This is a genomic window from Streptomyces sp. BR123 (assembly GCF_013401435.1).
In the GTDB taxonomy this organism is placed as follows: Bacteria; Actinomycetota; Actinomycetes; order Streptomycetales; family Streptomycetaceae; genus Streptomyces.
This window is the reverse complement of the sequence record NZ_JACBGN010000330.1, coordinates 1-7,397: the sequence shown is the minus strand read 5'-3', so window position 1 is coordinate 7,397 and position 7,397 is coordinate 1. Positions and strand designations below refer to the sequence as shown.

The 7,397-nt window shown below is 74.9% G+C and carries 10 protein-coding genes; 9 read left to right on the top strand and 1 reads right to left on the bottom strand.

Annotated elements, in window-relative coordinates; all coding sequences use genetic code 11:
* Positions 1-47 precede the first annotated feature (47 nt).
* From alr to HYE82_RS31625, 4 genes are all read left to right on the top strand, one after another.
* Positions 48-1,187 (top strand): alanine racemase, encoded by a 1,140-nt coding sequence (gene alr, locus HYE82_RS31640; protein ID WP_179177639.1) that lies wholly within the window; start codon positions 48-50, stop codon positions 1,185-1,187.
* Positions 1,188-1,207: 20 nt separating this feature from the next.
* Positions 1,208-2,407 (top strand): alpha/beta fold hydrolase, encoded by a 1,200-nt coding sequence (locus HYE82_RS31635; RefSeq protein ID WP_179177638.1) that lies wholly within the window; start codon positions 1,208-1,210, stop codon positions 2,405-2,407.
* Positions 2,349-2,918 carry a tRNA (adenosine(37)-N6)-threonylcarbamoyltransferase complex ATPase subunit type 1 TsaE gene (gene tsaE / locus HYE82_RS31630; RefSeq protein WP_306439662.1) on the top strand — a complete coding sequence of 190 codons (570 nt, stop codon included), beginning with the start codon at positions 2,349-2,351 and terminating at the stop codon, positions 2,916-2,918. Before HYE82_RS31635 ends, tsaE begins: the two co-directional genes overlap by 59 nt.
* A 223-nt stretch (positions 2,919-3,141) precedes the next feature.
* Positions 3,142-3,384 carry a hypothetical protein gene (locus HYE82_RS31625; RefSeq protein ID WP_179177637.1) on the top strand — a complete coding sequence of 81 codons (243 nt, stop codon included), beginning with the start codon at positions 3,142-3,144 and terminating at the stop codon, positions 3,382-3,384.
* 19 nt (positions 3,385-3,403) lie between these two features.
* On the opposite strand, the gene HYE82_RS31620 is transcribed toward HYE82_RS31625, so the two are convergent.
* Positions 3,404-3,970, bottom strand: a complete 567-nt coding sequence (locus HYE82_RS31620; RefSeq protein ID WP_179177636.1) for a L,D-transpeptidase — start codon at positions 3,968-3,970, stop codon at positions 3,404-3,406.
* Positions 3,971-4,133: 163 nt separating this feature from the next.
* Here HYE82_RS31620 and tsaB point away from each other — a divergent pair, with 163 nt between their 5' ends.
* The 5 genes from tsaB to HYE82_RS31595 form a co-directional block, all read left to right on the top strand.
* Complete coding sequence (tsaB, locus tag HYE82_RS31615) at positions 4,134-4,796, top strand: tRNA (adenosine(37)-N6)-threonylcarbamoyltransferase complex dimerization subunit type 1 TsaB (RefSeq protein WP_179177635.1); 663 nt, start codon at positions 4,134-4,136, stop codon at positions 4,794-4,796.
* Between the two features lie 17 nt (positions 4,797-4,813).
* On the top strand, positions 4,814-5,305 hold the full coding sequence (gene rimI / locus HYE82_RS31610; protein WP_179177640.1) for a ribosomal protein S18-alanine N-acetyltransferase: 492 nt from the start codon (positions 4,814-4,816) through the stop codon (positions 5,303-5,305).
* Positions 5,298-6,449: a tRNA (adenosine(37)-N6)-threonylcarbamoyltransferase complex transferase subunit TsaD gene (gene tsaD, locus HYE82_RS31605; RefSeq protein ID WP_179177634.1), complete on the top strand. Its 1,152-nt coding sequence runs from the start codon at positions 5,298-5,300 to the stop codon at positions 6,447-6,449. Before rimI ends, tsaD begins: the two co-directional genes overlap by 8 nt.
* Complete coding sequence (locus tag HYE82_RS31600) at positions 6,446-6,745, top strand: hypothetical protein (RefSeq protein ID WP_179177633.1); 300 nt, start codon at positions 6,446-6,448, stop codon at positions 6,743-6,745. Before tsaD ends, HYE82_RS31600 begins: the two co-directional genes overlap by 4 nt.
* Positions 6,746-6,781: 36 nt before the next feature.
* Positions 6,782-7,397, top strand: a 616-nt coding sequence (locus tag HYE82_RS31595; RefSeq protein WP_179177632.1) for a hypothetical protein, incomplete at its 3' end; no start/stop codon positions are given.

The following is a 7,397-nucleotide window of genomic DNA, read 5'->3' as shown; positions in this document are numbered from 1 at the left end:
AACGGCGGGCGCGCGGGTGCGGGGAGGGCTCTGAGAGACTGGGGGCGATGAACGAGACACCGGGGCGCGTGTACGCCGAGATCGATCTGGACGCCGTACGGGCGAACGTGCGCGCACTGCGCGCGCGGGCTCCCCGGGCCGAGCTCATGGCCGTCGTCAAGTCGGACGCCTACGGGCACGGCGCGGTCCCCTGTGCCCGCGCGGCCCTGGACGCCGGCGCCACCTGGCTCGGCACCGCCACCCCGGAGGAGGCGCTCGCCCTGCGCGCGGCCGGGATCGGCGGCCGGATCATGTGCTGGCTGTGGACCCCCGGCGGACCCTGGCGGGAGGCGATCGAGGCCGATGTCGACGTCTCCGTCAGCGGGATGTGGGCCCTCGACGAGGTGACCGCAGCCGCCCGGGCCGCCGGGCGGACCGCCCGGATCCAGCTCAAGGCCGACACCGGCCTCGGCCGCAACGGCTGCCAGCCCGCCGACTGGGCGGAGCTCGTCGGCGCGGCGGCCACCGCCGAGGCCGAGGGCACCGTCCGCGTCACCGGCGTCTGGTCGCACTTCGCCTGTGCCGACGAGCCCGGGCACCCCTCCATCCAGCTTCAGCTGGCCGTGTTCCGCGACATGCTCGCGTACGCCGAGAAGGAGGGGCTGGAGCCCGAGGTCCGGCACATCGCCAACTCGCCCGCGACGCTGACCATCCCGGACAGCCACTTCGACCTGGTGCGCTGCGGCCTCGCCGTCTACGGCGTCTCGCCCGCCCCCGAGCTCGGCACGCCCGCCGGGCTCGGGCTGCGCCCGGCGATGACCCTCAAGGCGTCGGTGGCCCTGGTGAAGACGGTGCCCGCCGGGCACGGCGTCAGCTACGGCCACCACTACGTCACCGAGGACGAGACCACCCTCGCGCTGATCCCCGCGGGGTACGCCGACGGCATCCCCCGGCACGCCTCCGGCCGCGGCCCGGTCTCCGTCGGCGGCCGGGTCCGGCGTGTCGCCGGGCGTGTCGCGATGGACCAGTTCGTCGTCGACCTCGGCCCCGGGGCCCAGGTGCGGGCGGGGGACGAGGCCGTCCTGTTCGGCAGCGGCGAGCACGGCGAACCGACCGCCGAGGACTGGGCTCAGGCGGCACAGACGATCGCGTATGAGATCGTCACCCGTATCGGAGGGCGCGTACCCCGCGTCTACCGCAACGGCTGAGTTGAGTTGAGGACGAGGGCGTGAGCGAGAACTGGCGCAGGGCCGGCTGGGCCGGGGCCGTGATCGGCGTGATAGCCGCGGGCGCGGCGGCCGGTGTCGCCGCCGAACGGATCACGGTGGGGCGCAGCGTGCGCCGCAAGGCGCGCCTCGCGCTCGACGCCGCCGGCGACTACGGCTCCCTGCGCGGAACGCCGGGCGCCGCCTACGCCGAGGACGGTACCGAGCTCCACTACGAGCTCGACGAGCCGGACGAGGACCCCGCCAAGCGGTCGCGCTCACGTCTGCGCCGCAAGGCCCCGCCCGCGCCGACGGTGGTGTTCTGCCACGGCTACTGCCTGGCCCAGGACTCCTGGCACTTCCAGCGCGCCGCCCTGCGGGGCCGCGTCCGCGCCGTGTACTGGGACCAGCGCAGCCATGGCCGCAGCGCCCGCGGCTTCGCCCAGGCCGACGGCGAGCCGGTGACGATCGACCAGCTCGGCCGCGACCTGAAGACCGTCATCGACGCCGCCGCCCCCGAGGGCCCGCTGATCCTGGTGGGTCACTCCATGGGCGGTATGACCATCATGGCGTTCGCCGAGCAGTACCCGGAGCTGGTGCGCGACCGGGTGCTCGGGATCGCCCTGGTCGGCACCTCCAGCGGCCGTCTGGACGAGGTGACGTACGGTCTGCCCGCCCTGGGCGTGGGGGCGGTGCGCCGGATCCTGCCGCCCGTGCTCAAGGCGCTCGGCTCTCAGGTGGAGCTCGTGGAGCGGGGACGCCGGGCCACCGCGGACCTGTTCGCCGGCATGATCAAGCTGTACTCGTTCGGCGCCCCGCGCGAGGTGGACCCGGGCGTCGCCCGGTTCGCGGAGCGGCTCATCGAGGCCACCCCCATCGACGTGGTCGCCGAGTTCTACCCGGCTTTCCAGGCCCACGACAAGACGGAGGCCCTCCAGCGGTTCGCGGACATCCCCGTCACCGTCATCGCCGGGGACCGCGACATGATCACCCCGGCCGCGCACAGCCAGGCCATCAAGGACGCGCTGCCGGCCGCCGAGCTCGTCGTCCTGGAGCGGGCCGGGCACCTGATGATGCTGGAGTACCCGCAGACGGTGACCGGGCTGCTGGCCGAGCTGCTCGCGCGCACCGGTGCGGTGCCCACAACGGCTAACGTTGGCGGACATGGAAGAAGTACCGCTGGAAGCCCCTCTCACCCCGGCGCGGGGATCTCGGGATCCTGAAGGCGCCGCCGACGCGCGCATCACCGTCGACTCGCCCGCGGCCATGCAGGCGCTGGGCCGCAGCATCGCCGGCCTGCTCCGCCCCGGCGACCTCGTCCTGCTGACGGGGGAGCTCGGCGCGGGCAAGACCACGCTGACCCGCGGGCTCGGCGAGGGGCTCGGTGTCCGCGGGGCGGTGACCTCGCCGACGTTCGTGATCGCCCGGGTGCACCCCTCGCTGCGCGGCGGGCCGGCGCTCGTCCACGTGGACGCGTACCGGCTGGGCGGCGGGCTGGACGAGATGGAGGACCTGGACCTCGACGTCTCGCTGCCCGAGTCCGTGGTCGTCGTCGAGTGGGGCGACGGCAAGGTCGAGGACCTCTCGGACGACCGGTTGCACGTGGTGATCGCGCGGGCGGTCGGCCACGAGGAGGTCCTGGATGACGTACGGGAGGTCACCGTGCGCGGTGTCGGCGAGCGCTGGGCCGCACCGGGTCTGCTGGCAGGCCTCGGGGCCGTCGCGGCGGGCTGAGGCCGGCCGGCCCGGGTCGGCCCGGTCGGCGGTCGGCCTGGTCGGCAGGCGGCCGGGGCCCGGGCCGGGACGGCAGGCGGCCGGGGCCGGGGCCGGGCCGGGCCTCAAGCGGTACCGACAAGGTGTCGGCAAGATATTGCGCCGGAAGGGGCGGCGTGGTCACATGGTACGCAGGGCTGGTTAGGCCTACCTAAGTACGGCCGGCCCGGGCCAGGAGGCAGCCATGTCGACAGGAGCAGCGGCACCGCGCGACCCCCGCAGGCCGGCCGTGCCGAGGGAAGCCTTGTCCGCCGTGCCCATGGGCGTGCTGCTCGCCGCGGGCGCGGCCGCCACCGCCGTCTCGACGCCGCCGGCGCACGCGCGCGCCGGGCAGGAGGACCGCGCACCGGCCGGCGCGGGCAGGGCGGCCGAGGGCCGCGGACCCGGCCGGCACGCGCAGGCCGCCCCGGAGCCCGAGGCGGCCTGACTCCTCCGTCCGGGTGAAATCAGGGAACGACGACGACCTTGGAGTTGCGGGTCGCGAAGGCCCACATCGCCTCGCCGTCGGCCCGGCTCATCCGGATGCCGCCGGTCTTCCGCGTCGGATCGGGCTCGGGCAGCTTCCCGTCCACGCGGGCGCTGAAGCCGATCACGACCCCGCTGCCCTCGGCGATCGCGAAGCGGACGACGTGTTCGACCGGCACCCCGTCCGAGCCGGTGACCGCGTTCGAGCGGGAGTTCACCAGGTAGGTGCCCGGCTTCGGGTGCACCGTGCTCGGCACCACCGTGAACGTCTTCGGCTCCTTGCCGTCCTCGGTGACCAGCCACACCCGCTTCTGGGCCGCCGAGTACACGACGCGCGTACCCGTACCGGAGTCGGCCGGCACGGCGTTCGGCTTCGCCGGGCCGGGCGCCGGCGCGGGCGCCGCGGCGGAGGGCGCAGCCGACGGCGCGGCAGCCTCGTGCGCGGACGGCGCGGGCGCGGTCGCCGAGGCCTGGTAGCCGAGGAACCCGACCGCGGCCAATGCCGCGGCCGTGAGCCCGGCCACGATTCCCGAGCTGCTGCGTCCCACTTGCCCCACCTCTCGTGCTTCCCGGTGCGCCGGGTCCGGCAGACCACCGGACCGACTCCCGGGGTTCGAATACCGCGATCGAATCCTGGGGTCGAAGGTAGCAGCAGGGGTGCCCCACGACCGGCCGCGAGGGCCGGGGCCCGGGGAGTCGTAGGCTGTTCGCGTGCTCTTGCTCGCTGTAGATACCGCCACGCCCGCCGTCACCGTCGCCCTGCACGACGGCGAGAACGTCCTCGCCGAGTCGCAGCAGGTCGACGCCCGCCGCCACGGGGAGCTCCTGCTGCCGTCGGTCGACCGGGTCCTCGCCGAGGCCGGGCTGAAGCTCGACGCCCTCACCGGCATCGTCGTCGGCGTCGGCCCCGGCCCCTACACCGGCCTGCGCGTCGGCCTCGCCACGGCCGCCACCTTCGCCTCCGTCCTCGGCATCCCCGTGCACGGCCTGTGCACCCTCGACGGCCTCGCGTACGCCGCCGGCGCCGCCGGCATCGAGGGCCCCTTCACCGTCGCCACCGACGCGCGACGCAAGGAGGTCTACTGGGCCCGCTACGAGGACCCGCTCACCCGGATCGGCGAGCCCGCCGTGGACCGCCCGGCCGAGATCGCCGAACGGGTCGCCGGGCTGCCCGCGGTCGGACAGGGCGCCCTGCTGTACCCGGAGGTGTTCCCCGACGCGCGCGGCCCCGAGCACCAGAGCGCCGCCGCCCTCGCGGCGCTGGCGGTGCACCGGCTCGCGGCCGGGCAGGAGTTCCTGCCCCCGACGCCGCTGTACCTGCGCCGGCCCGACGCGCAGGTGCCGAAGAACTACAAGGTGGTCACCCCGCAGTGACGGCAGTACTGCGCGAGATGCGCTGGTGGGACATCGGGCCCGTGCTGGAACTGGAGCAGGAGCTGTTCCCCGAGGACGCCTGGTCCGCCGGAATGTTCTGGTCCGAGCTCGCCCACGCCCGCGGCCCGCACGCCACCCGCCACTACGTCGTGGCCGAGGACGCCGATGGCCGGCTCGTCGGCTACGCAGGGCTGGCCGCCGCCGGCGACCTGGCCGACGTACAGACCATCGCCGCCGCGCGCGACCAGTGGGGGACCGGGCTCGGCGCCCGGCTCCTGACCGACCTGCTGCGCGCGGCCACCGCGTTCGAGGCGGCCGAGGTGCTGCTGGAGGTGCGGGTGGACAACACCCGGGCCCAGAAGCTCTACGAGCGCTTCGGATTCGAGCCGCTCGGCTTCCGCCGGGGCTACTACCAGCCCGGCAACGTCGACGCGCTCGTGATGCGCCTTTCCGATCCCGCACTCTCCGTCCCCGCGGACGGACCCGTACAAGGTGAGACCCATGGCTGACGAACCCCTCGTCCTCGGCATCGAGACCTCCTGCGACGAGACCGGCGTCGGCATCGTCCGCGGCACCACCCTGCTGGCGGACGCGGTCGCGTCGAGCGTCGACGAGCACGCCCGCTTCGGCGGCGTCGTGCCCGAGGTGGCCTCCCGCGCCCACCTGGAGGCGATGGTCCCGACCATCGAGCGCGCCCTGAAGGAGGCCGGGGTCAGCGCCCGCGACCTCGACGGCATCGCGGTCACCGCCGGCCCCGGCCTCGCGGGGGCCCTGCTGGTCGGCGTCTCGGCGGCCAAGGCGTACGCGTACGCGCTCGGCAAGCCGCTGTACGGGGTGAACCACCTGGCCTCGCACATCTGCGTGGACCAGCTGGAGCACGGGCCGCTGCCGGAGCCGACGATGGCGCTGCTGGTGTCCGGCGGGCACTCCTCCCTGCTGCTCGCCCCGGACATCACCTCCGACGTGCGGCCGCTGGGCGCGACCATCGACGACGCGGCGGGCGAGGCCTTCGACAAGATCGCGCGGGTGCTGCACCTCGGCTTCCCCGGCGGCCCGGTCATCGACCGGCTGGCCAAGGAGGGCGACCCCAAGGCGATCAACTTCCCGCGCGGGCTGACCGGATCGCGCGACCCGGCGTACGACTTCTCCTTCTCCGGGCTCAAGACGGCGGTCGCCCGCTGGATCGAGGCGAAGCGGAACGCGGGCGAGGAGGTGCCGGTGCGCGATGTCGCGGCGTCCTTCCAGGAGGCCGTGGTGGACGTGCTGACCCGCAAGGCGATCCGCGCCTGCAAGGACGAGGGCGTCGACCACCTGATGATCGGCGGCGGGGTCGCGGCCAACTCCCGGCTGCGGGCGCTCGCGCAGGAGCGCTGCGACGACGCGGGGATCATCCTGCGGGTGCCGCGGCCGAAGCTGTGCACGGACAACGGCGCGATGGTCGCGGCGCTGGGCGCGGAGATGGTCAAGCGGAACCGTCCCGCCTCGGACTGGGACCTGTCGGCGGACTCCTCGCTGCCGGTGACGGACCCGCACGTGCCGGGCGTCGGCCGGGAGGACGGGGACGAGCAGGGCGAGGGCCAGGGTCACGGCCACGGGCACAGCCACGACCACGACCACGTTCACGAGCTGAGCAAGGACAACCTGTACTCATGAGCACCGTCGCGCTGATGTGGGAGGCCCGCGCCGCCGACGGCCGCGGCGCCGAGCTGCTGGAGTGGGCCCGCGCGCAGGTCCTGGCCCGGGAGCCGGTCCGCCGGGAGGTGCTGCGGGCCCCGCAGGACCGGGTGTTGGTGATCACCTGGTGGGAGGCGGCCGAGGGCCTGGCGGCCGACCTCCCCGAACTCCCGGAGCCCGCGGCCGACCTGATCACGCGCGCGGTGCACCGCTGGCGGTTCGAGTCGGTGGAGGTGGAGGTGGAGGCCACCGGCGCCGACACCGGCGGGTCCTGAGCCGCGGGGCGGCCCGCCCTGGGTAGGTTCATGCGCATGACATACCCGGACCTGCCGCCCCCGCCGCCGCCCGCGCCCGTACGGGCCCGGCTGGACGAAGCCTCCGCGCAGGCCCTGCGCGCCGACCGCGCGCGCATCCTGCGGGAGCTGGACCGGCGCAGCCTGGGCCCGGGCCGGCTGCTCCTGCTCTGGGCCGTGGCCACCGTCTTCACCGTCGGCTGGTCCCTCGTCGGCGCGGCCCTGATGTCCTTCGAGGCCCCGGACCCCTTCTCGGTGATCTACGGCGCGGTCTTCGCCCTGCTCGGGGCGGGCGTGATGATCCCGACCGGCTTCTGGTTCGCCTGGTGCGTCCGGCGGGACCGCGCGATGCGCCGGCTGCTGCGCGCCTGGGCCGAGGTGGCCCCGGACCCGGCCGCCGACGCCTGGCTCCGCGCCCCCCGCATGAGCCTGTTCTGGGCGCTCGCCTCCTTCGCGGTGGCCGCGTTCGGGCTCTGGGTGTCCTTCGCCGGCACCGCGTCGGCCCGACCGGGCGACACCACGTACGGCGAGATGGCCTACCTCATCGGCCTCGGCACCATCCTGTGGGTCACCGGCCTGCTGGGCCTCGGCAAGGCCGGCACGCACTACCGCTGGGCCGTGCGCGCCTTCCCGC